The organism is Salmonella sp. 741265116_PST (genome assembly GCF_046567715.1).
In the GTDB taxonomy this organism is placed as follows: Bacteria; Pseudomonadota; Gammaproteobacteria; order Enterobacterales; family Enterobacteriaceae; genus Salmonella; species Salmonella enterica.
In genome coordinates this window covers 1-22,992 of record NZ_JBKFPH010000030.1, presented here as the reverse complement: position 1 = coordinate 22,992, position 22,992 = coordinate 1, and the positions used below count along the sequence as shown (strand labels likewise).

The window sequence follows — 22,992 nt, the reverse complement described above, 5'->3', positions numbered from 1 at the left end:
TTTAGAATATAAAACAACAGCGCTAAAATATTATTTGCCTTCTTATTGAAAACGATTTTCATTTAGATTTATTCATCAATAAAACGTTAAATTAAATAACAATTGGTCAATAGAAAATATAGCCTTAGCTATATTATGATTCGAAATAAAATTCGAAAAACATAGTTGAGGCTATATCTTAGATTATTGATTTTCAATAAGAAGCTTATATATTTTTTCCAGATCGTCGATATTGCGTACACGGATAAGCAAGCGTCGTTGTTCTAATTGCATCACCAGTACGCCGTCTTCCGATAAATTCATCTCTTTAATACGGTTATATTCTATCCAGACATTGGCGAAGAAAAAGCCACGTTGTTTAAAGATGATCCGTGGCGTGCGGATCCAGAATATATAAAACCCCATTAACGCCAGCGCGCTTAATAACCATGTGGTCATCTGCGCTCCGTGGCCGGTTACGTTGTTATAAATAAGGATGGCGACCAGCCCAACGAAGATAACGCTGTCTACGCGACCACGGCGGAGCAGGGCTATAGAAAGCAGAGTGGGGCCATTGCGACGGGGCATGATGAACTGATCGTAGAGAGCGTAAGCCAATAATGCGGCAATAAAGAGAATCAGCACCAGGTCCGTGATAGTCATTTATCCTCCAGAGAAATAAAAAAACGGGGCCGTTTGGCCCCGGTAGTGTACAACAGCCTTACTGGCCCAGCAGTCCTACGGAGTAGCCGGCGATACCAATGACGAAGAAGCCCACGATAATCCACAGCGGGTTAACTTTCTTACGCAGCAGCCACATACAGGCAAAGGTCAACAGTAGCGGAACCAGACCCGGCATCAGCTGGTCGAGAATGGTTTGCACGGTGGTAACGCGTGTCTGACCATCCTGACCGGTGATGGTGGAGACCACCAGCGGGATATTCACATGCGTCCACTTGTTAACCAATGCCCCCATGACAAACAGGCCGAGGATTGACGCCCCCTCAGTCAGTTTTTGCAGGAAGCCGCCGCCCATATCTTTAACGATATCGACGCCTTTGCGGTAGCCATAAGCCACGCCATAATAACGGGTCGCCAGACGCACCAGGTTAAACAGGATGAAAAACAGCAGCGGACCAAGCAGGCTGCCGCTCATTGCAATACCTGCGCCCAGCGCCGCGAATACCGGACGGACGGTACCCCAGAAGATAGGGTCGCCGACGCCTGCCAGCGGTCCCATCAGACCGACTTTGATACCGTTGATAGCACCATCGTCAATCTCTGCGCCGTTCGCACGCTTTTCTTCCATTGCCAGGGTCACGCCCAGTACCGGCGCCGCAACGTAAGGGTGGGTGTTAAAGAACTCCAGGTGACGTTTAATCGCCTGTTTACGCGCGTCATTATTCTCCGGATACAGGCGACGAATCGCCGGCACCATAGAGAAACAGAAGCCCAGCGCTTGCATACGTTCGAAGTTCCATGACCCCTGGAACAGGTTAGAACGAAGAAATACGCCGCGAATATCGCTCGGAGTGAGTTTTTTCTCGGTGGTAGTTTTAGTCATATCAACCATTTCGCTCACCTGTTAGTCCAGTTCGTTGTCGAGATCGTTATTGCCAGCAGCCGCTGCAGGCGCGCCCGCTACACGGTTGTATTTCGGGCTCAGCTGGATGTAAAGGATAGCCATCACTGCGCCGATGACACCCAGTGCGACCAGGTTGAAGTTTGTGAAAGCCGCGGTGACGAAACCGAGGTAGAAGAACGGCATCAGGTAGCCTGCGCGCATCATGTTGATAACCATCGCATAACCAACCACGACGATCATGCCGCCGGCGATGTTCAGACCGCCTGTGACGACTTCAGGAATCGCATTCAGCATTCCCTGTACTTCGCTGGTGCCTACGGAGATGGCAACGATAACCGCCGGGATAGCGATACGCATTGCCTGCAGGAACAGAGAAGAAACGTGCAGCCAGGAGAGCGCCGTCAGGTTGCCGTTTTCAGCCGCCTTGTCCGCTGCGTGCTGGAATGCCACGGTGATGGTACGAACGATAATGGTCAGTACCTGGCCTGCCGCCGCCAGCGGAATCGCCAGCGCGATACCGGCGCCAATGCTTTGATGCCCGGCGATGACCAGAACGGTAGAGATGATGGACGCCAGTGCGGCATCAGGCGCAACGGCAGCACCGATGTTCATCCAGCCCAGAGCGATCATTTCCAGAGTACCGCCGATGATAATACCGGTTTTCATGTCCCCCAGAACGGCGCCGATTAAGGTACAGGCGATCAGCGGACGGTGGAACTGAAATTCATCAAGTACCGACTCCATACCTGCGATACATGCGACGATGAACACCAGCACAATCTGAAGAGTGGTAATCTCCATTGTACTTCTCCTATTGCTATCTTAAGTGTGAAAGCTAATTAAATGCCGGCGGTTATTTCGCCACTTTGGCAATTAAATCCATCATTTTCAGTTTCGGATCGGTGGAAACTTTACGCACCTCAAGCTCGATGCCGCGCTCGTTGAGCTTTTTAAAGGCTTCGATATCCTTTTCATCGACGGAAACGGCGTTGTTCACCTGCGTTTTACCTTGACGATAGGCCATACCGCCAATGTTCACGGAAGTGACTTTCACGCCGCCCTCAACGATGCGCTCGACGTCGGTAGGATTGGTAAACAGAAGCATCACGCGTTCACCGGCGTATTTCGGGTTATTGTAGACGCGAATCATCTTCGCGACGTCAACCACATGCGCCGTAACGCCCGGCGGCGCAACTTGCGTCAGCAGCGTTTTACGAACGGTATCCGCCGCGACTTCATCGCTCACAACAATAATACGGCTGACATTGGTCTCTTTGGTCCAGCGGGTAGCGACCTGACCGTGAATGAGGCGGTCATCAATACGGGCAAGCCCGATAACCATATAATCATTCGGGCCCATCGGTTTTGCCGGCGTGGCCGCTTTTGGCGCGGCGGCGACTGGCGCTGGCGCGGCTTTTTCTACCGGTTTCGCTTTCAGCGCTTTTACGCCTTCACGACCGGTTTCTACCGCCAGTGCGACCAGCTCGTCAAAGCTCGGATCGTCGTCACGGGCCATAAACGTTTCGACCAGCATCGGGATGTTGACGCCGGCAATAACTTCATAGCGCTCTTTATCGACGACAATGCGGCTGGCAGCATTAAACGGACTGCCTCCCCATGTATCAACGAGAAATAGCACGCCTTTACTGGTATCGAGTTTAGCCAACTGAGCGTTGTACTTTTCGATCAGCGTTTCGGCATTTTCGCCTGGAACGAAATCGATCCAGCCGACGTTTTCCTGCTCGCCTAACAGCATTTCGGCTGTTTTAAGTAACTGCTCTGCAGCCCAACCATGTGTGCCTATAACAATAGCAATGGTCACTTGCTACCTCCTTTATTATTGTCAACACATCAACTTGACAGATGTATTTTTGAATCGCCGTCCGCAAGCGAATCGATTCAGATGAGGGTTACAACGAAAAACGCATGATTTTCGTGAATTATTTTAGATATCGAAAAAAATATTTTGTGTGATGGAGATCCGTAATTTTGTTTTCGATAATGAGAAATTTCGAAGTGTAAAATATCCCGGTTACATCTCTTTGCAAAGGAAGGTAAATCTTTGCCAAAAACCAGTTGTCTCTGTTATGTTTAGCTTCCGTTTAATTAGAATGGGGTATAGGGCAGCAGCCCGTTGTATGGATCGTCACCGACGTCATTTCACTCTTTGGCCGTTTTGCGCCTGTCAATCTGGCATATCTTGCCATAGCCTTACTTTGTTTATTGCGTTACCGCCTGCATCCTTTGAGATGTTGTGGGCGCCGTTTAGTCATTCCTTAAGCAGGAGCTTGTCATGGAATTATTAATGGATCCCTCAATTTGGGTGGGTTTACTCACGCTCGTCGTCCTGGAAATTGTCCTGGGTATCGATAACCTGGTCTTTATCGCGATCCTCGCCGATAAATTGCCGCCAAAGCAGCGTGACAAAGCGCGTCTTATCGGGCTCTCGCTGGCGCTGATTATGCGTCTGGCGCTGCTGTCCATTATTTCGTGGCTGGTGACCTTAACAAAGCCGCTCTTTACCGTCTGGGATTTTACCTTCTCCGGCCGCGATTTAATTATGCTGCTGGGCGGTATATTCCTGCTGTTTAAAGCGACCACCGAGCTGCATGAACGTCTGGAAAACCGCGAGCATGACACCGGACACGGTAAAGGCTATGCGAGCTTCTGGGTGGTAGTCACGCAGATTGTCATCCTGGATGCGGTCTTCTCGCTGGACGCCGTGATTACGGCGGTAGGTATGGTAAACCATCTGCCGGTTATGATGGCGGCGGTGGTGATTGCGATGGCGGTGATGCTACTGGCGTCAAAACCGCTGACCCGTTTTGTCAATCAGCATCCGACGGTAGTGGTGCTCTGTCTGAGTTTCCTGCTGATGATCGGCTTGAGCCTGGTGGCGGAAGGGTTTGGTTTCCATATTCCGAAAGGCTACCTGTACGCGGCAATTGGTTTCTCGATCGTTATCGAGGTGTTTAACCAGATTGCGCGCCGCAACTTTATTCGTCATCAGTCCACGTTGCCGCTGCGCGCGCGTACTGCGGACGCTATCCTGCGTCTGATGGGCGGTAAACGCCAGGCGAGTACGCAACATGAGACGGATAGCCCGGCCGCGATATCGGTGTCGGAAGGCGCCTTCGCCGAAGAAGAACGCTACATGATTAACGGCGTACTGACTCTGGCGTCGCGCTCCCTGCGCGGCATTATGACGCCGCGAGGCGAAATTAGTTGGGTGGATGCGAATCTCAGCGTAGCTGAAATCCGTCAGCAGTTACTCTCTTCTCCGCATAGCCTGTTCCCGGTATGTCGGGGCGAGCTGGATGAAATTATCGGTATCGTTCGGGCGAAAGAGTTGCTGGTGGCGCTGGAAGAGGGCGCGGACGTTGCGGCTATCGCCGCGTCTTCCCCGGCGATAGTGGTGCCGGAAACGCTTGACCCTATCAATCTGTTAGGCGTTTTGCGTCGCGCGCGCGGCAGTTTCGTTATCGTCACTAACGAGTTCGGCGTGGTGCAGGGGCTGGTTACGCCGCTGGATGTGCTGGAAGCGATTGCCGGTGAGTTCCCGGATGCCGATGAAACGCCGGAAATCGTTGCCGATGCCGAGGGCTGGATAGTGAAGGGCGGCACCGATCTCCATGCGCTACAGCAGGCGCTGGAAGTTGACCATCTGGTGAACGAAGAGGGCGATATTGCGACGGTCGCGGGGTTAGTGATCGCCGCTAATGGCCATATTCCTCGTGTAGGCGATGTCATTGATGTTCCGCCACTGCGGATCACCATTGTCGAGGCCAACGACTATCGTGTCGATCTGGTTCGGATTGTTAAAGAACAGCCTGCCCACGACGAAGAGGAATAACGTCACACGCAGGAATCAAGTCTATAGATGCGGCATCGCGGACATAATCTGTCCGTTATGCCGGGCGGGCGGCGGCGCGCTGCCCGCCAGCCACTGTGGAAATTCGCTAATGGGCATCGGCTTCGCATAGAGATAGCCCTGTAACATTTGCACACCATGCTGGCGCAAATGCTGTGCCTGTGTCTGGTTTTCGACCCCTTCCGCAACCAGTTCAATATTCAGTCTCTGCCCCAGCGCGATAATAATATCGGTCACCGTTGAATTGACCGCATCGGTACCGATGGCGGCGGTGAAGGATTTATCGATTTTCAAAATATCCGGCCGCAGTTTTTCCAACCAGGAGAGCGAGCTGTTTCCTGTGCCAAAATCATCGATGGCTAACTTCACGCCTTTACGATGCAGCTCGCGCATCAGGCGGTAATCAACGTCAAGCAACGCGTCGCGTTCCGTGAGCTCCAGCACCAGTTGCTGAACAGGTTCCGCACTAAACCAGTACTGATTAAGATCCTTGAGAAGCACGCCGTGTCGGAAATGGCTTGCCGCCACATTGATGCCGATATGAAACTGATGGTTGATGGGGAAGTAGTGCCGCTGCCGAATGGTTTCCGCAATCACATAGCGGGTCAGCGGCGCTATCAGGTTATGCTCTTCGGCGATAGGAATAAAAACATCCGGAGAGATCCAGCCCTGGCGTGGGTTGTTCCAGCGTAACAGGATCTCAACGCCGGTACACTGCTGCGTGCGGGCATTAAGCAACGGCTGACAAAATAGCTCAAACTCCCGTTCGGCAAGGGCCAGATTAATCTCCCAGGAAAAGCTCATTCTGCTGGCCGTTGCCAGCCAGGCGATATAACCGATCAACAGGCTAAGCAATACGGCCAGCGGTAACTGCGTCGGGAGATGTTTGAACGCCAGTACGCCTGCCGACGGCCCGCTGACGCTGATAGTAAAAGGGAAATGCCGCGATGAAAGCTGGTAACGCTCTTCATCTTTTTTTAATTCCGGAAGAGTATCGACCACGCCCCGACCATATAACAGGTGCCGTTTGCCGACCGTCAGGCTGGCGCTGGTAATTTGCGGCTGCTGCGGCTCAAGTAGCATAGTCGCCAGCAAGTCAATATTCACAATTTCCATCACGCCATCCTGGCCATCGGCAGAGGCGGGATACCACTGAATGAGGATCGGGCTTCCCTTGAGTAACGATTGGTCCGTGGAAAGTAGCAGCAGATCGCCAGCTGCGGGAAGATCGGGCTGAAGCTGGCGTATGGGAGTGTTACGGGCGCCAAAAATGCTTGAGCAGTAGAGAATTCCCTCTTTTACCAGCCCGATAGAACGAATGGTTTGCAGGCGGGCGGCTTGCTTACGCAACGGCAAATGCGCGGTCGCGCACGGAAGCTCAAGTAAGGGTAGCAGTATGTTTCGTCCGACCAGGAGAGGATGCAGCACATTATCCAGCGCATCAACGGCATGATTCGCGAATGCAACCGTGCGATGGTGATTTAAGTTCCGCTCCGAAATAAATCGGATGCTCAGCGTAAGAATGAGCGTGACCAGTGCACAAATCGTGCAAACAATGAAACGATTACGGCGATAATGATTGATGATCCGTTGTGCTGTTTGCATGCGGGCCGCCCAATAAGCGTTGGCGACAAAAGCCAACCGCGACACAGCAAGTGTAGTGGGGAAACGTGGAGTCGACGAGGAAGAGATAAAAATTTCGCCCATCCGTAGCAGATGGGCGAAGGGAGGGGAAACGGCGTTTAATCACACTGGACTTTAATGGCCAGCCCGCCGCGCGACGTTTCGCGGTATTTGGCGTTCATGTCTTTTCCGGTCTCGTACATCGTTTCGATGACTTTATCCAACGAGACGCGCGGCGCGCTGGTTCGACGCATGGCCATACGCGCAGCGTTGATCGCTTTAACCGAAGCAATGGCGTTACGCTCGATACACGGCACCTGCACCTGACCGGCAACCGGGTCGCAGGTCAGCCCCAGGTTATGCTCCATGCCGATTTCAGCGGCAACGCAAACCTGTTCCGGGCTGGCGCCCAACAGTTCAGCAAGGCCTGCCGCCGCCATCGAACAGGCGACCCCGACCTCACCCTGACAGCCGACTTCCGCGCCGGAAATAGACGCGTTCATCTTATACAGCGCGCCAATAGCGCCTGCCGCCAGGAAGTAGCGGGTGTAAATATCCGGGCTGACTGATTCAATAAAATGGTCGTAGTAAGCCAGTACCGCAGGAACGATGCCGCACGCGCCATTGGTTGGCGCCGTCACGACGCGGCCGCCTGCGGCGTTCTCTTCGTTCACCGCCAGAGCAAACATGTTCACCCAGTCAATGACGTTCATCGGATCGTTGGAAAGCTTATCGCTGGAAACCAGCATACGACGCAGCGCGGAGGCGCGACGCGGTACGCGCAGCGGCCCCGGCAGAACGCCTTCGGTATTCATACCGCGATCAATACAGGCCTGCATGGTTTGCCAGACGTGACCGAAATACTCTTCAATCTCTTTCTTGCTATGCAGCGCCAGTTCGTTTTGCATCACCATGCCGGAGAGTGAAAGGCCGGTGCTGTTGCAATACTCCAGCATTTCTTTCGCCGATTTAAACGGATAAGGTACAGTAACCTCATTCGTCGCTTCCTGGCCGAAATGCGCTTCATCAACGATAAAGCCGCCGCCGATGGAATAGTACGTCTTGCTATAAATGACCGTGTCGTCATGCCAGGCGTGGATCTGCATCCCGTTTTCATGCAGCGGCAAATTGCCGTTGTGAAAACGCATTCCGTCATCTTTCGGGAAGTCGACTTCGTGACGTCCCTGGGCCAGTAACAGACGCTCGCGCGTTTCGACGTCGCGAATAAAACCGGGGATACTATCAATATCCACGGTAGCGGGTTCATTACCCGCCAGACCCATAATAATGGCGATATCGGTATGGTGACCTTTCCCCGTCAGCGACAGCGAGCCGTAGACATCGACAGCGACGCGGGTAACGTTATCCAGTAATCCTTTTTCGACCAGGTCATCGACGAACTGTTTACCGGCTTTCATCGGGCCAACAGTGTGGGAAGAGGAGGGACCAATCCCTACCTTAAACATGTCGAATAGGCTAATCACGATAATACTCCTGACAGGGCAACCGGGGCTTCCGGTTACGATGTTATAACTGCGCATAGTGTAAGAGGGAACGCTGGCATCAGCTTAACTATTCACATGAATTAAACTAATGAATAACCGCGTTTTTACTAATATTGCGACAGTAATCTCAAGTCGTGTCTTGCGCGCGTAAAGTTAAGTATATACACGTTGCCCTTCAGGCTGCCTCTTTGGGGGAGGCGATTGTTACCGCCTTGAGGCAACGTGAATGGCGTTGTGTACAGTCAGGGCTTTACGCCGATTTGCAGCGCCAGCTCACGAAGAATGTTTGCGGTCATGCCCCAGACGAAATAATGCTCATACCAGGAGAGCCATACGCGGTGCGAATTGCCGCGACGGTAAACATCAAGCGGGTGATATCGACCCAGTTGCAACGCTTGCGCCAGCGGCATTTCAAACACCGCAGACACTTCGTCTTCACTGGCGCGCCAGGGGAGATTTGGCGGAATAATGCCGACCACCGGGGTGACCTGAAAACCGGTCACGCTGTCTACCGGCGGTAAAACGCCAATCACTTCCACGGCTTGCGGCGGGATGGCGACTTCCTCCTGCGCTTCGCGAAGCGCTGCGGCGATAAGCGAAGCATCGGTACTGTCCACGGCCCCGCCGGGAAAGGCGACCTGTCCGGCGTGTTTGCGCAAATGAATAGCCCGCTGGGTCAACAGCAGCCCCGGTTGGGGGCGGCGAACCACAGGGATCAGTACGGCGGCCTGACGTTGATTCAACGTTTCATGAGTCATCTGCGGGCGCAAAAGCTGAAAGCGCGATAAGAAATGATCGAGCGTCAGACGGCTGGTATCCACGTATTAGTTCTCCAGTGGGTGCAGGATACGATTAACTTTATCAAAAGTTTCCTGATATTCCGCTTCTTCCTTGCTATCGGCCACGATACCGCCGCCGGCTGAGCAATAGAGTTGGCCCTGCGTTGCCGTGACGGTGCGGATAGTAATACTGGTATCCATCCTGCCGCAGAAACTCAGATAACCGATGCTACCGCACCAGGCGTTGCGTCGCTGCGGCTCCAGTTCGTCGATAATTTCCATCGCCCGCACTTTAGGCGCGCCGGTAATGGAGCCGCCGGGGAAAGCCGCGCGCAGCAGATCGGTGGCATGAAGCGAGTCCGGTAAACGGGCGGTAATGGTGCTAACCAGATGGTGAACGGCAGGAAATGGTTCGACGACGAACAGTTCCGGCACTTTCACCGAACCCGGCACGGCGACCCGGCCAATGTCGTTACGCATCAAATCGACGATCATCAAATTTTCGGCGCGATCTTTCATTGAGTTGGCCAGTTTCTGCGCCTGCTGACGATCCGCCTGCGGATCGTTAAGCCGTGGAAGCGTACCTTTGATCGGGCGCGTCTGGATATGACCGTTCTCCAGTTGGATAAAACGCTCGGGAGAAAGGCTCAATATGGCGCCGTCATGTAAACGAAGAAAGGCGCTGAACGGGGCGCGATTTGCGCGGTTAAGGCGTTCGAAAGCCTGCCACTCATCACCCTCGTAGCTCGCCTGAAAACGCTGGGAAAGATTGACCTGATAGCAGTCCCCGCTGTGCAGCCAGGCCTGCACCTGACGAAACTTTTCGCCATACTCGCAACGCGTCATATTGGATTGCCAGGCCGAGGTAAGCCTGAAGGGCGTTCGGGTCGGCGCGCGCTGGCTGGTGAGCCAGCGATATCGGGCGTCTGCATCGTGATAGCTTATCAGCGACACTACCTGTGTATGGTGATCGACAATCAGCGCCCAGTCGTAAAGGCCAATCGCCATATCGGGTAAAGCGATATCGCGCGCAGCAGTATCGGGCAGAATTTCGAAACGCCGTCCTAAATCGTAACCAAACAGTCCCAGCGCGCCGCCCTGAAAGGGTAAGTCAGGGTCAGGCTGAGGATGAAAAGGCAGCGCCTCCAGTTGAGTCTGCAAAACGTGTGACGGATCGTCGAGAGTGACGGTGGTCGTGCGCGCAGTACATACCGTGGTTTCCTGCGCGCGCGTGGTCAGTGTGGTGACAGGTTCGGCGACCAGAATATCAAAACGGTTATAGGGATGAATAGCATCACCTGAATGCAGCAGCATCGCCCAGGGCAAATGGTTTACGGGCGCAAAATAGTGTTCAGCGGCGTCCGGACGCCAGGGTAAGGTGATAACAGTGGGAGATAACGTCTTCATCATTCCTGACTCGTTACAACACTACTGGCTTACCGCCGGGTAGCGTGAAATAATTAGCGCTAACAATTTAGCAGGAGTTAATCATGTTTGCAGGTTTACCTTCACTCAGTCATGAACAACAGCAAAAAGCCGTAGAACGTATCCAGGAATTGATGTCGCAAGGTATGAGTAGCGGAGAAGCGATTGCCCAGGTGGCGGGCGAACTTCGCGCCAACCATACCGGCGAACGGATAGTGGCGCGTTTTGAGGATGAAGACGAATAACCGGCTTATACCGCCGCGACAATCTTAATCTCAACTTTATATTTCGGATTCATCAACCCGGCCTGTACGGTACAGCGTACCGGCGCATGGCCTGCGACGACCCACGCATCCCACGCCTTATTCATGGCGGCAAAATCCGCTTTATCGCTCAGGAAAATAGTGGCATCCAGAATACGTGACTTACTGGAGCCCTGTTTTTCCAGCACCGCATCAATTTGCGCCAGAGTATTCGCCGTTTGCTCAAAAGCATCGGCGTCCAGGTTTTCCGGCACGCCGGTATACCACAGCGTATTATTGTAAATCACCACGTCTGACCAACGATCTTCGGCATCAATACGCACGATAGACATTACTTATTCCTCATTTGCTTTCCATTTGAATGGCTCAAGACTGCCACAATGTGGCGCCGCCGTCACCTCTGTAACTGGCGTAAGCCTTTCTACCCTGACATAATCCCTGTGTAAATTAACAGGGGGCAGTGTGACGGACGATTTTGCAGCAGATGGCCAACTGGCCAAAGCGATAACCGGCTTTAAACCGCGCGAACCACAGCGACAAATGGCGGTTGCCGTGACACAAGCGATTGAAAATGCGCAGCCTCTGGTTGTTGAAGCCGGCACCGGAACCGGGAAGACCTATGCTTACCTCGCTCCGGCGTTGCGCGCCGGGAAAAAAGTCATTATTTCGACCGGGTCGAAAGCGTTGCAGGATCAACTCTACAGCCGCGATCTGCCGACGGTAGCAAAAGCGTTGGCGTTTACCGGTAAGACGGCCCTGTTGAAAGGACGTTCAAACTACCTCTGCCTGGAGCGTCTGGAACAACAAGCGCTGGCGGGCGGCGATTTACCGGTACAAACGTTAAGCGACGTGATATTGCTGCGCTCCTGGTCAAATCAGACGCGGGATGGCGATATCAGCACCTGCGTCAGCGTGGCGGAGGATTCCCAGGCCTGGCCGTTGGTCACCAGCACCAACGACAACTGCCTTGGCAGCGATTGCCCGCTCTACAAAGAGTGCTTTGTGGTGAAAGCGCGTAAAAAGGCGATGGACGCGGATGTGGTGATTGTAAACCACCACCTTTTTCTTGCGGATATGGTGGTTAAAGAGAGCGGGTTTGGCGAACTTATCCCTCAGGCTGAAGTAATGATCTTCGATGAAGCCCACCAACTGCCTGATATCGCCAGCCAGTATTTCGGACAATCGCTCTCCAGCCGTCAGTTGCTGGATTTAGCAAAAGACATCACCATCGCCTACCGAACGGAACTGAAAGACACTCAACAGTTGCAAAAATGCGCCGATCGCCTTGCCCAGAGCGCCCAGGATTTTCGTCTGCAACTGGGGGAGCCCGGCTACCGGGGAAATTTGCGTGAACTGTTAGCCGACTCACGTATCCAACGGGCATTTTTACTGCTGGATGATACGCTGGAGCTTTGTTACGACGTGGCGAAACTGTCGCTGGGCCGTTCGGCGCTGCTGGATGCGGCTTTTGAACGCGCCACGCTATACCGTTCACGGCTGAAACGCTTAAAAGAGATCAATCAGCCGGGATACAGCTACTGGTATGAGTGCACCTCGCGCCATTTCACCCTGGCGCTGACGCCGCTCACCGTGGCGGACAAATTCAAAGAGGTGATGGAACAGAAGCCAGGTAGCTGGATTTTTACCTCGGCCACGTTGTCGGTAAATGATGATCTTCACCACTTTACCGCCCGTCTGGGAATTGAACAGGCAGAATCCATGCTGCTGCCCAGCCCATTCGATTATACGCGCCAGGCGTTACTCTGCGTACCGCGTAACCTACCGCAAACCAACCAGCCCGGCGCGGCGCGACAGTTGGCGGCTATGCTCAGGCCGATTATCGAAGCCAATAACGGGCGATGTTTTATGCTGTGCACCTCGCACGCCATGATGCGCGATCTGGCGGAGCAGTTTCGCGCCACCATGACGCTGCCGGTATTGTTGCAAGGGGAAACCAGTAAAGGCCAACTGTTACAGCAATTTGTTAGCGCCGGCAACGCGCTGCTCGTCGCCACCAGCAGCTTCTGGGAAGGGGTGGACGTGCGCGGCGATACGTTATCGTTGGTGATTATCGACAAATTGCCGTTTACTTCCCCGGACGACCCGCTGTTAAAAGCGCGAATGGAAGACTGTCGTTTGCGCGGTGGCGATCCGTTTGATGAGGTTCAACTGCCCGACGCGGTGATTACGCTGAAGCAGGGAGTAGGGCGTCTGATTCGCGATGCGGACGATCGCGGGGTGTTAGTGATTTGTGATAACCGGCTGGTGATGCGGCCCTATGGCGCCACGTTTCTCGCCAGCCTGCCTCCTGCGCCGCGCACGCGTGATATCGCCCGTGCCGTTCGCTTTCTTGCGATTCCATCCGCCGAGTAATTTGTTACGGAGTATGGTAAGATGCGCGCTATTTTATTGATCTAAGCACGAAACCTCATGCGAATTCTGGCTATCGATACCGCCACAGAGGCCTGTTCTGTCGCCCTGTGGAACAACGGTACTATCAATGCTCACTTTGAGCTTTGTCCACGAGAACACACTCAACGTATCCTGCCCATGGTGCAGGAGATTCTGGCCGCCAGCGGCGTCTCGCTCAATGAGATAGATGCGCTGGCGTTTGGGCGCGGTCCGGGCAGCTTTACCGGTGTGCGTATCGGCATTGGTATTGCGCAAGGGCTGGCGTTAGGGGCAAATCTGCCGATGATCGGTGTTTCGACGCTTGCCACGATGGCGCAGGGCGCATGGCGTAAAACCGGCGCGACCCGCGTACTCGCTGCGATTGACGCGCGGATGGGTGAAGTGTACTGGGCGGAATACCAGCGTGATGCGCAGGGCGTCTGGCGGGGCGAAGAGACGGAAGCAGTGCTGAAACCGGAACGGGTCGGCGAGCGGTTGAAACAGCTTTCCGGCGAGTGGGCGACGGTAGGAACGGGTTGGTCCGCCTGGCCCGATCTGGCGAAGGAGTGCGGCCTGACGCTTCATGATGGGGAGGTGTCGCTCCCGGCAGCGGAAGATATGTTGCCCATCGCCAGTCAAAAGCTGGCGGCAGGAGAGACCGTTGCCGTGGAACATGCCGAGCCGGTTTATTTGCGTAACGAAGTGGCGTGGAAGAAACTTCCCGGCAAAGAATGACTCTCACTACTATTACCCCCCATACTTTATGCTGTGGGGTGGAATAGAGGTCGAGAAAAAGGAGTCGCATCATGGCGGTTCAAAAACGGTTAATAAAAGGGGCGCTGGCGTGCGCTTTTGCGCTTATGCTGAGCGGTTGCGTGACTATCCCGGATGCCATTAAAGGTTCGAGTCCGACGCCGCAGCAGGATTTGGTGCGGGTGATGAATGCGCCGCAGCTCTATATCGGGCAAGAGGCGCGTTTCGGCGGCAAAGTTGTGGCGGTACAAAATCAGCAGGGAAAAACCCGGCTTGAAATCGCGACCGTACCGCTCGACAGCGGCGCGCGTCCTGTTCTGGGCGAAGCCTCGCGCGGCAGAATTTTTGCCGATGTGAACGGTTTTCTGGACCCGGTGGACTTCCGTGGCCAGTTAGTGACCGTTGTCGGCCCGATAACCGGCACGGTTGACGGTAAAATCGGCAATACGCCGTATAAATTTATGCTGATGCAGGCTACCGGCTATAAACGCTGGCATCTTGTTCAGCAGGTCGTCATGCCTCCACAGCCGATCGATCCGTGGTTTTACGGCGGACGCGCCTGGCCTTATGGCTATGGCGGTTGGGGATGGTATAACCCTGGGCCCGCAGAGGTTCAGACGATAGTAACAGAGTAACTCTTTGTTTTATCAATAAAAGAAACAGCGGCTGGTCCGCTGTTTCTGCATTCATAGAGACATAATAAAAATAAATAGTGACGCGCTTCGCAACCTTTCAGTTGTGTAATTAATAAACTGGTACGCTGAGTTAATATAATGTTAACGACTTGTTTATTAACTGGGGTTGTGATGACGACGAACACTCATTTTAGAGGTGATGCATTGAAGAAGGTTTGGCTTAACCGTTATCCTGCTGATGTTCCGGCGGAGATCAACCCTGACCGTTATCAATCCCTGGTTGAACTGTTTGAACATGCGGCGACGCGCTATGCCGATCAGCCTGCGTTCGTCAATATGGGGGAGGTAATGACCTTCCGCAAATTAGAAGAACGTAGTCGGGCATTTGCGGCTTATTTACAACAAGGGCTGGGACTCAAAAAAGGCGACCGTGTGGCGCTGATGATGCCAAACCTGTTGCAGTATCCCGTCGCGCTATTTGGTATTTTACGCGCCGGCATGATTGTGGTGAACGTTAACCCGCTTTACACGCCGCGCGAACTTGAGCATCAGCTTAACGATAGCGGCGCGGCGGCAATCATTATTGTTTCTAACTTTGCCCATACGCTGGAAAAAGTAGTCGAGAAAACGTCGGTACAGCACGTTATTCTGACGCGGATGGGCGACCAGCTTTCTACCGCCAAAGGTACGGTTGTTAACTTTGTCGTGAAATACATCAAGCGTCTGGTGCCAAAATACCACTTGCCAGATGCGATCTCGTTTCGTAGCGCGCTACAGCATGGCTACCGTATGCAGTATGTCAAACCCGAGGTTGTCGCTGAAGATCTGGCTTTCCTGCAATATACCGGCGGTACGACGGGCGTGGCGAAAGGCGCGATGTTGACCCACCGCAATATGCTGGCGAATCTGGAGCAGGTGAAAGCGACCTATGGGCCGCTGCTGCACCCGGGGAAAGAGCTGGTAGTGACCGCGCTGCCGCTGTATCACATTTTTGCCTTAACCATGAACTGTCTGCTTTTTATCGAGCTGGGTGGGCAAAACCTGCTGATTACCAATCCGCGTGATATCCCCGGCCTGGTCAAGGAGCTGGCGAAATATCCATTTACGGCGATGACTGGCGTTAATACGCTATTCAACGCCCTGCTCAATAATAAAGAGTTTCAGCAGTTGGATTTTTCTTCGCTGCATCTGTCAGCCGGCGGCGGGATGCCGGTGCAAAACGTCGTTGCGGAACGTTGGGTAAAGCTGACCGGGCAATACCTGCTGGAAGGCTACGGGCTGACCGAGTGCGCCCCGCTGGTGAGCGTCAACCCGCATGATATTGATTATCACAGCGGCAGTATCGGCCTGCCAGTACCGTCAACAGAAGCCAAACTGGTGGATGACGATGATAACGAAGTCGCGCCGGGTGAGGCCGGAGAGCTTTGCGTGAAAGGCCCGCAGGTTATGCTGGGATACTGGCAGCGTCCTGACGCGACGGATGAAATCATTAAAGATGGCTGGCTGCATACGGGCGATATTGCGGTTATGGATGAAGACGGCTTTCTGCGGATTGTCGATCGTAAGAAAGATATGATTCTGGTTTCTGGTTTCAACGTTTATCCAAACGAAATTGAAGATGTGGTGATGCAGCATTCTGGCGTGCAGGAAGTCGCGGCGGTTGGCGTGCCTTCCGGTAGTAGCGGCGAAGCGGTGAAGCTTTTTGTGGTTAAGAAAGATCCGGCATTGACTGACGATGCGTTGATCACCTTCTGCCGTCGCCATCTGACCGGATATAAGGTGCCCAAACAGGTCGAGTTTCGCGAGGAATTACCAAAATCTAACGTTGGGAAAATTTTACGACGAGAACTGCGTGACGAAGCCCGTGGCAAAGTAGACAATAAAGCCTGAGCGTTAAGTCAGCTAACGAGAGACGCCGGTTAAGCCGGCGTTTTTTTTGGCGCGAACCAAAGAGAACACGATTTGAATTACCAAATGATTGAAACGGACGATGCGCTGGCGAGCCTGTGTGAGGCTGTCCGCGCATGTCCGGCTATTGCTTTAGATACGGAATTTGTCCGTACCCGCACCTATTACCCGCAGTTAGGGTTGATCCAGTTATTTGACGGGGCAAATGTCGCCCTGATCGATCCGCTCGGCATCAGCGACTGGTCGCCGTTAAAAGCGGTGCTGCGCGATACGGGAATCACCAAATTTCTGCACGCGGGTAGCGAAGATCTGGAAGTATTTCTGAATGCGTTTGGCGAACTGCCGGAACCCCTGATTGATACGCAAATTCTGGCGGCGTTTTGCGGGCGTCCGCTGTCGTGGGGGTTTGCGTCGATGGTAGAAGAGTATACGGGCGTGGCGCTGGATAAAAGCGAGTCGCGTACCGACTGGTTAGCCCGGCCTTTAAGCGAACGTCAGTGTGAATACGCGGCGGCGGATGTCTGGTATCTGTTACCGATCGCCAAAAAGCTGATGATTGAAACTGAAGCCGCAGGATGGCTGCCTGCCGCGCTTGATGAATGTCGATTGATGCAGCAGCGTCGTCAGGAGATTCAGGCGCCGGAAGAAGCATGGCGGGATATCACCAATGCCTGGCAACTGCGTACTCGCCAGTTAGCCTGTCTGCAACTTTTAGCTGACTGGCGGCTGCGTAAGGCGCGTGAGCGCGATATGGCGGTGAACTTTGTTGTGCGTGAAGAAAACCTGTGGGCGGTCGCGCGTTATATGCCGGGCAGTCTCGGTGAGCTGGATAGCCTGGGGCTTTCCGGCAGCGAGATTCGTTTTCACGGCAAGACGTTGATATCGCTGGTGGCGAAAGCACAGGCGTTACCGGAAGAGGCATTGCCGGAACCCCTGTTGAATCTGATGGACATGCCGGGCTATCGCAAAGCGTTTAAGGCCATCAAAGCGCTGGTGGCGGAGGTGAGCGCGTCGCATCACGTCAGCGGCGAGCTACTGGCATCGCGTCGGCAGATTAATCAGTTGCTTAACTGGCACTGGAAATTAAAACCGCAAAATGGGCAACCGGAATTGATTTCCGGCTGGCGTGCCGAACTGATGGCGGAGAAGTTAACTCTTCTGTTGCAGGAGTATCCGCGTTAACGACGGTAATTGCCGGGAAAACGGCCAGTGAAATAAATGTCCGTATTCGGAATAATGTAAAAAAATAAAAAAGGCAGAAGAATCTGCCTTTTTTAATCCAGGAATTTTCCCATAAAAGAGCTTATTTTGACTCTTCGGCTTCCGGCAGCGTTACGTTAAGTTCAAGGATGGAGATATCACCATCTTTTTGCTCAAGCTGGACGGTAACCATTTCCGGATCGATTTGTACGTATTTACAAATGACCTCAAGAATATCTTTACGTAACTGCGGTAAATAATGCGGTTCGGCATCGCTACGGCGACGTTCCGCGACAATGATTTGCAACCGCTCTTTTGCAATATTAGCGGTACTCTTTTTCCGCGAGAGAAAAAAATCCAGTAATGCCATAATTTATCCTCCGAACAGGCGTTTGAGGAAACCTTTCTTCTCTTCTTCAATGAAGCGGAAAGGACGTTCTTCTCCCAACAGACGATCTACGGTATCTGCATAGGCTTTACCCGCATCCGCAGTGGCGTCAAGAATCACCGGTTCGCCCTGGTTAGATGCGCGCAGTACGGATTGATCTTCCGGGATCACCCCGACGAGTTTAATACGCAGAATCTCCAGTACATCTTCCATGCTGAGCATGTCGCCTTTATTTACGCGGCCTGGATTGTAGCGCGTCAACAGGAGATGTTCTTTAATCGGTTCTTCGCCATTTTCTGCGCGACGAGATTTCGATGCCAGAATACCCAGAATACGGTCCGAGTCACGGACAGAAGAGACTTCCGGGTTGGTCGTAATGATCGCTTCATCGGCAAAATAGAGCGCCATCAGCGCCCCGGTTTCGATACCCGCCGGCGAGTCGCAAACGATGAACTCAAAGTCCATCGCTTTCAGTGAGTCCAGTACCTTAGCGACGCCTTCGCGCGTTAGCGCGTCTTTATCCCGGGTCTGCGACGCCGGAAGAATGAAGAGATTTTCAGTACGCTTATCTTTGATCAGCGCCTGATTCAGTGTCGCATCGCCCTGAATGACGTTTACAAAATCGTAAACGACACGACGTTCGCACCCCATAATCAGATCGAGGTTACGCAGTCCGATATCAAAATCAATGACGACAGTTTTCTTTCCCTTCTGGGCCAAACCTGTAGCGATGGCCGCGCTGGAGGTGGTCTTGCCAACGCCCCCTTTACCCGAAGTAACAACAATAATGCGTGCCATAAAAATTCCTTGTTAAAAAGGGATCAATTCAACGGTTGAACTGTCAAAGCGTTGTCTGCTAAACGCAGGCGCGCCGCTTTGCCATAAAATTCTGCCGGGATTTTATCACTCAGCCAGTAAACACCTGCGATAGAGACCAGTTCTGCCGTCAGATGGGTACAAAAAATTTGCGCTTCCCGATCGCCGCTCGCCCCTGCCAGCGCGCGACCTCTCATCATGCCATAGACATGGATATTGCCGTCAGCGATAAGCTCTGCGCCAGCGCTGACGTGACTTGTAACAATCAGATCACATTGTGGAGCATAAATGCGCTGACCGGAACGAACCGGAACATCAATTAATCGCGTTTTTGTGATGGGATTAGCGTTTTGCGGCGGTTTGCTGGGCGTTGCCGGCTCAACGGGCGCAGGCCGAACCGCTTTCTCTTTACCTTCAGTCAGTAAAGGAAGACCCATCCGATCGATTTCTACTTTCAGGCTGGCGTCTTTACAGCCGCTCACGCCGATAATGCGTAAGCCGGTTGAGGTCACGATCTTATGCAGTTCCGGCCAGTTTACCGGGCTTTCAAGACCGCTAACGTTAATAACGACAGGGGCGTGTTTTAAAAACGCAGGAGCCTGCGCTATTTTGTCTTCTAACGCCTGACGAATAACCTCTGGTTCCGCTTCATGCAAATGAACCACTGATAAGGTGAAGCTACTGCCTTTAAGCTCGATTGGCGTGTTTGACATCCTGGCCTTACTCAATTTGCTATTTATCATCTCCGATACGGAGTGATATTCCGAAGTCCAGAAGGCATGTTATAGTCAGTATTATATTGAGGCAAGTCACCATCCCGTTAATTCAGAGTAAAAGTATGTTTTGTGTGATCTATAGAAGTAGCAAGCGCGATCAAACCTATTTGTATGTCGAAAAAAAAGACGATTTTTCGCGGGTGCCTGAAGCATTGATGAAAGGATTCGGTCAGCCGCAGTTAGCGATGATGCTGCCGCTTGATGGACGTAAAAAATTAGTCAATGCCGAGCTCGAAAAAGTAAAACAGGCGTTAAGCGAGCAGGGCTATTATTTACAATTGCCGCCGCCGCCGGAAGATTTGCTGAAACAACATCTTTCTTCGGTAGGACAAAATACGTCGCACGCTGACCGTTAAACGGTATTCGGCGCCGCGCCTGAATTCCATCATGATCTTAGGGGAAAATATGTATCAACATCGTAACTGGCAAGGTGCCTTGCTTGATTACCCGGTAAGTAAAGTGGTCTGCGTGGGCAGTAATTACGCAAATCACATCAAGGAGATGGGCAGCGCGACGCCGGAAGAACCCGTGCTTTTTATCAAGCCGGAAACCGCATTGTGTGATATTCGCCAGCCGCTGGCGATTCCGGCGGATATGGGCGCTGTTCATCATGAAGTTGAGCTTGCTGTGCTGATTGGCGCAACGCTCCGCCAGGCGACCGAAGATCATGTACGTAAAGCGATAGCCGGTTATGGCGTGGCGCTTGATTTAACCCTGCGCGATATTCAAGGGAAAATGAAAAAGGCCGGACAGCCCTGGGAAAAAGCCAAAGGTTTTGATAACGCATGTCCGATTTCAGGCTTCATCCCTGTCGCGGCCTTCTGCGGCGATCCGCAAAATACGCTTATCGGACTTAACGTTAATGGCGAGGTTCGCCAGCAAGGGTCGACCGCGGATATGATTCATCCTATTGTGCCTCTTATCGCCTATATGAGCCGCTATTTTACGCTCAAAGCCGGGGACGTGGTGCTAACCGGCACGCCGGCAGGCGTGGGGCCATTATTAAGCGGCGATGAGCTGGACATTCGTTTTAATGGCGAAACGTTGTCTACCCGCGTTCTGTAAAATCTGCTTGCCGCCTTCAGCGGCGGTAAAACTTGCATCTGCAGGCCAGACTGGTTATAAGGTGCAGCTTTAGTGCAATGGCGGATACTTTAATGAGCGATACACCTTTCTGGCAACGTAAAACCCTGGATGAAATGACCGATGCCGAGTGGGAGTCGCTGTGCGATGGCTGCGGTCAATGCTGCCTGCATAAGCTGATGGATGAAGATACAGATGAAATCTACTTCACCAACGTGGCGTGCAGGCAATTAAATATCAAAACGTGCCAGTGCCGTCATTATGAACGCCGTTTTGAATTTGAACCCGACTGTATCAAACTCACTCGCGAAAACTTGCCAGACTTTGAATGGTTGCCGATGACCTGCGCCTACCGTTTGTTGGCGGAAGGTAAGCCCTTGCCGACGTGGCATCCGCTGCTGACTGGATCGAAAGCCGCTATGCATGGCGAGCGAATTTCTGTCCGTCATATCGCGGTTAAAGAATCTGAAGTACGGGACTGGCAGGATCATATTTTAAATAAACCGTCGTGGGCAGAATAAGTCTTCGGCAAAACGGCTGATTGTTTACAATTCTTTAATTTACGCCGGGCGACCCCTGAAACCAGGAATTACGTGCAAATTCCGTCACCTGGCGTTATCACCGCCTTCTATTCTTCCCTGACGCGCCTTGTCGCTGCGCTCGCGCACGTATGGCGGCGACTCTATACTTTCAAAGCAGTATATCGCTGCCTATCCTGAGGAGTTACCCCATGAATAACCAACCGTTGCGCGTTTCAAAGGATCAGCCCAGGAAGCCTGATAAGACACCCGAAGACGAAGGAAAAAATCCAAAGAAAAACCAAAAGTAGTGCTGTAGGGTATCTTTAATAACTATGGTTCGTTGGAGGCTTTATGTCTGAACGTCCTGATTTAGTCGATCCATTACCAGAGGATGAGCAGCTTCCTGGTGAAAATATTCCGGATACGCCAGAGGGAGACGATCCTCTCGACCCGGATACCCAGAATGAGGTTGAAGATCCTCGTAGATAGCGTCTTGTGCTATTAACCAACCGCCTGAGGCACCGTCTGTGCCAGGCGGTTTTTTGCATCTTCTAAAGCGAAACATCCTGATAATCCTCAGAAAGATAGCCTATAATTTTTTGTACGTTAAAATAGTAGCGCGTCCATGACGACACTGTCTTATTGCGCTTAGCCGTTTGCGAGTTCAAAGGAGGAAATCAATGAACAGCGAAGAGTTGACACATAAAGCAGAAGAGGAAATCGCGGCACTCATTAGCAAAAAGGTCGCCGAACTACGGAAGAAAACCGGGCAAGAGGTTTCCGAAATAGAGTTCGTGCCGCGAGAAACGATGAAAGGGCTTGAGGGATACCACGTTAAAATTAAACTACTCTAGCGTTTAATTAGCGCCGTCAATCACCTGGCTACTGGGCGGGACGCCGCCCAGTGGTGACGGATTTACCGATGTCAGGCTTTTTTCTGTTGATACATTTCCTCGCCCTGATGGTCTTCCTCTACCCAAAAATGAATGTTGAACCGCGCATCATCGCTCAGCTCTACCCGATGCCAGTATTGCGGCGGACTGGTGGCGAATTGCCCGGCATTAATCACCACTTTCACTTCGGGTTCTGTCGCGGTTTCATTCGCAAAGCCATAGTAGGTCACGGTGCCTTCCATCACGCAGAGTTGTCCGAAAACGCCTGCTGCTGTGTTGTGATGAGAGAGCAGTGCCGCCGGAACATTCTCTTTGGTGAAAAAGGGGGTAGAGCGTTTAACTTTCCAGTTTGCCGGGATGCGTAAGTGGGACATAAGACATCTCCCTGATGTGGTGATTAAAAGATGTATTTAATATACACCTTTTAATCACTGGCAAACAACGCTTCGGGCAAAAAAAACGCTCCCGAAGGAGTAATGCCAGTCAGTTAAGCAACTGACTGGCTTTTTTATCCGCTTTTGGGTACTTCCAGGGCCTTTCCTTTACCACTCGCGGGAAGGACCTTTCTCTTCTTCCCGGCAGTTTCACCATCTGCCCC

General features: G+C 52.7%; 27 protein-coding genes. 13 read left to right on the top strand and 14 right to left on the bottom strand.

The window, feature by feature from the left end; translation table 11 throughout:
* Nucleotides 1–183: 183 nt before the first annotated feature.
* Genes ACLD11_RS17925 through manX form a run of 4 tightly spaced genes read right to left on the bottom strand, consistent with a single transcriptional unit; the run spans nt 184 to nt 3,386 of the window.
* Nucleotides 184–642: a DUF986 family protein gene (locus tag ACLD11_RS17925; RefSeq protein ID WP_000156274.1), complete on the bottom strand. Its 459-nt coding sequence runs from the start codon at nt 640–642 to the stop codon at nt 184–186.
* A 58-nt stretch (nt 643–700) separates the two neighbouring features.
* Complete coding sequence (locus ACLD11_RS17920; protein ID WP_001518647.1) at nt 701–1,552, bottom strand: PTS mannose transporter subunit IID; 852 nt, start codon at nt 1,550–1,552, stop codon at nt 701–703.
* A gap of 12 nt (nt 1,553–1,564) precedes the next feature.
* The gene (manY, locus tag ACLD11_RS17915) at nt 1,565–2,365 is read right to left on the bottom strand and encodes a PTS mannose transporter subunit IIC (protein ID WP_000406918.1); all 801 of its coding nucleotides are present in this window, start codon (nt 2,363–2,365) and stop codon (nt 1,565–1,567) included.
* A 52-nt stretch (nt 2,366–2,417) separates the two neighbouring features.
* On the bottom strand, nt 2,418–3,386 hold the full coding sequence (gene manX / locus ACLD11_RS17910) for a PTS mannose transporter subunit IIAB (protein WP_000150523.1): 969 nt from the start codon (nt 3,384–3,386) through the stop codon (nt 2,418–2,420).
* Nucleotides 3,387–3,537: 151 nt separating this feature from the next.
* Here manX and ACLD11_RS17905 point away from each other — a divergent pair, with 151 nt between their 5' ends.
* Together ACLD11_RS17905 and yoaE are read left to right on the top strand one after the other, a co-directional pair.
* Nucleotides 3,538–3,870, top strand: a complete 333-nt coding sequence (locus ACLD11_RS17905) for a protein YoaL (RefSeq protein WP_011233029.1) — start codon at nt 3,538–3,540, stop codon at nt 3,868–3,870.
* On the top strand, nt 3,858–5,417 hold the full coding sequence (gene yoaE, locus ACLD11_RS17900) for a CNNM family cation transport protein YoaE (protein ID WP_000421815.1): 1,560 nt from the start codon (nt 3,858–3,860) through the stop codon (nt 5,415–5,417). Before ACLD11_RS17905 ends, yoaE begins: the two co-directional genes overlap by 13 nt.
* Nucleotides 5,418–5,438: 21 nt before the next feature.
* On the opposite strand, the gene ACLD11_RS17895 is transcribed toward yoaE, so the two are convergent.
* The 4 genes from ACLD11_RS17895 to pabB all read right to left on the bottom strand — a co-directional run bounded on the left by ACLD11_RS17895 (nt 5,439) and on the right by pabB (nt 10,752).
* Nucleotides 5,439–7,040, bottom strand: a complete 1,602-nt coding sequence (locus ACLD11_RS17895; protein ID WP_001192519.1) for an EAL domain-containing protein — start codon at nt 7,038–7,040, stop codon at nt 5,439–5,441.
* Between the two features lie 137 nt (nt 7,041–7,177).
* Nucleotides 7,178–8,542 (bottom strand): L-serine ammonia-lyase, encoded by a 1,365-nt coding sequence (gene sdaA, locus ACLD11_RS17890; protein WP_000624273.1) that lies wholly within the window; start codon nt 8,540–8,542, stop codon nt 7,178–7,180.
* Nucleotides 8,543–8,805: 263 nt separating this feature from the next.
* Nucleotides 8,806–9,384: a CoA pyrophosphatase gene (locus ACLD11_RS17885; RefSeq protein WP_000381544.1), complete on the bottom strand. Its 579-nt coding sequence runs from the start codon at nt 9,382–9,384 to the stop codon at nt 8,806–8,808.
* 3 nt (nt 9,385–9,387) lie between these two features.
* The gene (pabB, locus tag ACLD11_RS17880) at nt 9,388–10,752 is read right to left on the bottom strand and encodes an aminodeoxychorismate synthase component 1 (RefSeq protein ID WP_411015198.1); all 1,365 of its coding nucleotides are present in this window, start codon (nt 10,750–10,752) and stop codon (nt 9,388–9,390) included.
* A gap of 80 nt (nt 10,753–10,832) precedes the next feature.
* On the opposite strand from pabB, the gene ACLD11_RS17875 reads away from it, so the two are divergent.
* Complete coding sequence (locus tag ACLD11_RS17875) at nt 10,833–11,012, top strand: YoaH family protein (protein WP_000457328.1); 180 nt, start codon at nt 10,833–10,835, stop codon at nt 11,010–11,012.
* 5 nt (nt 11,013–11,017) lie between these two features.
* Here ACLD11_RS17875 and ACLD11_RS17870 read toward each other — a convergent pair whose 3' ends face one another.
* Entirely contained in the window at nt 11,018–11,362 is a 345-nt protein-coding gene (locus ACLD11_RS17870; protein WP_000029550.1) for a RidA family protein, read from the bottom strand.
* Between the two features lie 130 nt (nt 11,363–11,492).
* Between ACLD11_RS17870 and ACLD11_RS17865 the strand changes: the two genes are divergently transcribed.
* The 5 genes from ACLD11_RS17865 to rnd all read left to right on the top strand — a co-directional run bounded on the left by ACLD11_RS17865 (nt 11,493) and on the right by rnd (nt 17,899).
* Nucleotides 11,493–13,403: an ATP-dependent DNA helicase gene (locus ACLD11_RS17865; RefSeq protein WP_000128807.1), complete on the top strand. Its 1,911-nt coding sequence runs from the start codon at nt 11,493–11,495 to the stop codon at nt 13,401–13,403.
* A 57-nt stretch (nt 13,404–13,460) separates the two neighbouring features.
* Entirely contained in the window at nt 13,461–14,156 is a 696-nt protein-coding gene (gene tsaB / locus ACLD11_RS17860) for a tRNA (adenosine(37)-N6)-threonylcarbamoyltransferase complex dimerization subunit type 1 TsaB (RefSeq protein WP_183058887.1), read from the top strand.
* Between the two features lie 71 nt (nt 14,157–14,227).
* Entirely contained in the window at nt 14,228–14,809 is a 582-nt protein-coding gene (locus ACLD11_RS17855) for a Slp family lipoprotein (protein WP_000290594.1), read from the top strand.
* A gap of 204 nt (nt 14,810–15,013) precedes the next feature.
* Nucleotides 15,014–16,699, top strand: coding sequence for a long-chain-fatty-acid--CoA ligase FadD (gene fadD / locus ACLD11_RS17850; protein WP_000758418.1), 1,686 nt, complete (start codon nt 15,014–15,016; stop codon nt 16,697–16,699).
* A 72-nt stretch (nt 16,700–16,771) separates the two neighbouring features.
* Nucleotides 16,772–17,899, top strand: coding sequence for a ribonuclease D (gene rnd / locus ACLD11_RS17845; RefSeq protein WP_001109128.1), 1,128 nt, complete (start codon nt 16,772–16,774; stop codon nt 17,897–17,899).
* Nucleotides 17,900–18,020: 121 nt separating this feature from the next.
* On the opposite strand, the gene minE is transcribed toward rnd, so the two are convergent.
* Genes minE through minC form a run of 3 tightly spaced genes read right to left on the bottom strand, consistent with a single transcriptional unit; the run spans nt 18,021 to nt 19,834 of the window.
* Nucleotides 18,021–18,287, bottom strand: a complete 267-nt coding sequence (gene minE / locus ACLD11_RS17840; protein ID WP_001185666.1) for a cell division topological specificity factor MinE — start codon at nt 18,285–18,287, stop codon at nt 18,021–18,023.
* Between the two features lie 3 nt (nt 18,288–18,290).
* Nucleotides 18,291–19,103: a septum site-determining protein MinD gene (minD, locus tag ACLD11_RS17835; protein WP_000101047.1), complete on the bottom strand. Its 813-nt coding sequence runs from the start codon at nt 19,101–19,103 to the stop codon at nt 18,291–18,293.
* A gap of 23 nt (nt 19,104–19,126) precedes the next feature.
* Entirely contained in the window at nt 19,127–19,834 is a 708-nt protein-coding gene (minC, locus tag ACLD11_RS17830) for a septum site-determining protein MinC (RefSeq protein WP_411011916.1), read from the bottom strand.
* Between the two features lie 125 nt (nt 19,835–19,959).
* Between minC and ACLD11_RS17825 the strand changes: the two genes are divergently transcribed.
* From ACLD11_RS17825 to ACLD11_RS17805, 5 genes are all read left to right on the top strand, one after another.
* Nucleotides 19,960–20,253 (top strand): YcgL domain-containing protein, encoded by a 294-nt coding sequence (locus ACLD11_RS17825; protein WP_001537109.1) that lies wholly within the window; start codon nt 19,960–19,962, stop codon nt 20,251–20,253.
* Between the two features lie 49 nt (nt 20,254–20,302).
* Nucleotides 20,303–20,962, top strand: a complete 660-nt coding sequence (locus ACLD11_RS17820; RefSeq protein ID WP_023196939.1) for a fumarylacetoacetate hydrolase family protein — start codon at nt 20,303–20,305, stop codon at nt 20,960–20,962.
* Nucleotides 20,963–21,054: 92 nt separating this feature from the next.
* Nucleotides 21,055–21,501, top strand: coding sequence for a YcgN family cysteine cluster protein (locus tag ACLD11_RS17815; protein WP_001285703.1), 447 nt, complete (start codon nt 21,055–21,057; stop codon nt 21,499–21,501).
* Between the two features lie 351 nt (nt 21,502–21,852).
* Nucleotides 21,853–21,990: a hypothetical protein gene (locus ACLD11_RS17810; RefSeq protein WP_156010612.1), complete on the top strand. Its 138-nt coding sequence runs from the start codon at nt 21,853–21,855 to the stop codon at nt 21,988–21,990.
* A gap of 191 nt (nt 21,991–22,181) precedes the next feature.
* Nucleotides 22,182–22,355 carry a GnsA/GnsB family addiction module toxin gene (locus tag ACLD11_RS17805; protein ID WP_001083583.1) on the top strand — a complete coding sequence of 58 codons (174 nt, stop codon included), beginning with the start codon at nt 22,182–22,184 and terminating at the stop codon, nt 22,353–22,355.
* A 71-nt stretch (nt 22,356–22,426) separates the two neighbouring features.
* Here the strand turns inward: ACLD11_RS17805 and ACLD11_RS17800 are convergent, their stop codons facing one another.
* Nucleotides 22,427–22,768, bottom strand: coding sequence for a DUF1971 domain-containing protein (locus tag ACLD11_RS17800; protein WP_000018967.1), 342 nt, complete (start codon nt 22,766–22,768; stop codon nt 22,427–22,429).
* Nucleotides 22,769–22,877: 109 nt separating this feature from the next.
* Nucleotides 22,878–22,992 (bottom strand): hypothetical protein (locus ACLD11_RS17795; RefSeq protein WP_411015208.1); only part of this gene is annotated, 115 nt, incomplete at its 5' end.

Bases quoted from the DNA above. Each gene is read 5' to 3' on its own strand.
- ACLD11_RS17810 (WP_156010612.1), top strand. From the start codon at position 21,853: ATGTCTGAACGTCCTGATTTAGTCGATCCATTACCAGAGGATGAGCAG.
- ACLD11_RS17800 (WP_000018967.1), bottom strand. From the start codon at position 22,768: ATGTCCCACTTACGCATCCCGGCAAACTGGAAAGTTAAACGCTCTACC.
- ACLD11_RS17920 (WP_001518647.1), bottom strand. From the start codon at position 1,552: ATGGTTGATATGACTAAAACTACCACCGAGAAAAAACTCACTCCGAGC.
- yoaE (WP_000421815.1), top strand. From the start codon at position 3,858: ATGGAATTATTAATGGATCCCTCAATTTGGGTGGGTTTACTCACGCTC.
- ACLD11_RS17925 (WP_000156274.1), bottom strand. From the start codon at position 642: ATGACTATCACGGACCTGGTGCTGATTCTCTTTATTGCCGCATTATTG.
- tsaB (WP_183058887.1), top strand. From the start codon at position 13,461: ATGCGAATTCTGGCTATCGATACCGCCACAGAGGCCTGTTCTGTCGCC.
- minC (WP_411011916.1), bottom strand. From the start codon at position 19,834: ATGTCAAACACGCCAATCGAGCTTAAAGGCAGTAGCTTCACCTTATCA.
- pabB (WP_411015198.1), bottom strand. From the start codon at position 10,752: ATGATGAAGACGTTATCTCCCACTGTTATCACCTTACCCTGGCGTCCG.
- minD (WP_000101047.1), bottom strand. From the start codon at position 19,103: ATGGCACGCATTATTGTTGTTACTTCGGGTAAAGGGGGCGTTGGCAAG.
- ACLD11_RS17815 (WP_001285703.1), top strand. From the start codon at position 21,055: ATGAGCGATACACCTTTCTGGCAACGTAAAACCCTGGATGAAATGACC.
- ACLD11_RS17895 (WP_001192519.1), bottom strand. From the start codon at position 7,040: ATGCAAACAGCACAACGGATCATCAATCATTATCGCCGTAATCGTTTC.
- ACLD11_RS17905 (WP_011233029.1), top strand. From the start codon at position 3,538: ATGGAGATCCGTAATTTTGTTTTCGATAATGAGAAATTTCGAAGTGTA.
- ACLD11_RS17855 (WP_000290594.1), top strand. From the start codon at position 14,228: ATGGCGGTTCAAAAACGGTTAATAAAAGGGGCGCTGGCGTGCGCTTTT.
- minE (WP_001185666.1), bottom strand. From the start codon at position 18,287: ATGGCATTACTGGATTTTTTTCTCTCGCGGAAAAAGAGTACCGCTAAT.
- ACLD11_RS17825 (WP_001537109.1), top strand. From the start codon at position 19,960: ATGTTTTGTGTGATCTATAGAAGTAGCAAGCGCGATCAAACCTATTTG.
- ACLD11_RS17820 (WP_023196939.1), top strand. From the start codon at position 20,303: ATGTATCAACATCGTAACTGGCAAGGTGCCTTGCTTGATTACCCGGTA.
- ACLD11_RS17875 (WP_000457328.1), top strand. From the start codon at position 10,833: ATGTTTGCAGGTTTACCTTCACTCAGTCATGAACAACAGCAAAAAGCC.
- manY (WP_000406918.1), bottom strand. From the start codon at position 2,365: ATGGAGATTACCACTCTTCAGATTGTGCTGGTGTTCATCGTCGCATGT.
- ACLD11_RS17805 (WP_001083583.1), top strand. From the start codon at position 22,182: ATGAACAGCGAAGAGTTGACACATAAAGCAGAAGAGGAAATCGCGGCA.
- ACLD11_RS17870 (WP_000029550.1), bottom strand. From the start codon at position 11,362: ATGTCTATCGTGCGTATTGATGCCGAAGATCGTTGGTCAGACGTGGTG.